Annotated in this window: 1 protein-coding gene; it reads left to right on the forward strand. The window is 44.2% G+C overall.

The genetic code is table 11. The features are described 5' to 3' along the window. Positions 1-215 precede the first annotated feature (215 nt). The gene (locus A3739_RS05650; protein ID WP_068500624.1) at positions 216-785 is read left to right on the forward strand and encodes an HNH endonuclease; all 570 of its coding nucleotides are present in this window, start codon (positions 216-218) and stop codon (positions 783-785) included. Positions 786-914: the final 129 nt, after the last annotated feature.

Raw genomic sequence — 914 nt, forward strand, 5'->3', positions numbered from 1 at the left:
GTGGAATGTATTGGCTATTTTATGTACAACTTTCAATTTGTTAAGAAAACAAAAGTAAAACCATACTTGCGTATCTTTAGAGGCTGTAGCTAAATGAAGGAGTCAGTTCGTTCGAAAGCGCCGCCTGAGTGATCTGATTGACTTAAAGTCGTCATATTAAAGGTGTAGCTTTCTAAAGTGGTCGAACATTCATGTTATGCACCGGGACGACAACTATGGACTTTCAGGCGATTCTTAAAATCGACAAAAGCGGGCGTCCTGTCCGTTGGATTAGCAAAGAAACTGCAACTCATTTAGTGTGTACAAACAAAGTGTTGTGGGCGTTTGGCGATCAAACTGTGGCGATGCGCGGAGGCTATAATCGTCTAGGGGAGCGTTCAGTTGTCTACTTGTCTCCGATTATGGCGGTCGATGGTTCTGTCTCTAAACACGCCATAAACATCCCTTTGATGAACAAATATCTATTTCGTCGCGATCAACATACTTGTATGTACTGCGGACAACATTTCTCGCGATTATCGCTGACGCGTGACCATATTCACCCGCGGTCGCGAGGCGGCAAGGATGTGTGGACTAACGTTGTATCAGCATGTAAACCCTGCAATCAGCGCAAAGGAGCGAGAACGCCTGAAGAAGCAAACATGCCTCTGCTCGCCGTGCCCTTCAAACCCACGTTTTCAGAACTTTTGTATCTTCAAAATCACAGTATTTTGGATGATCAGATGGCGTATCTTAGAAAGGGGTTCAAGCATTTAGCGGGCGACTTTGCAGTGAGTGTTCGATAAGGCTGTTTTAACTCATCGCACTGACGAGATAGAAAGACTATAATTGGCGCTATATCCATAGCGTTGAACAATTGAATGTCAAAATCCGACCCAAATAAGTCGCAAAATCCTCCTTCCCAATCGAAACAT

The sequence above is a fragment of the Oleiphilus sp. HI0067 genome (genome assembly GCF_001635735.1).

What these genes read in the sequence shown, in the direction of transcription:
- A3739_RS05650 (WP_068500624.1), top strand. Translation starts at nt 216, where the DNA reads ATGGACTTTCAGGCGATTCTTAAAATCGACAAAAGCGGGCGTCCTGTC.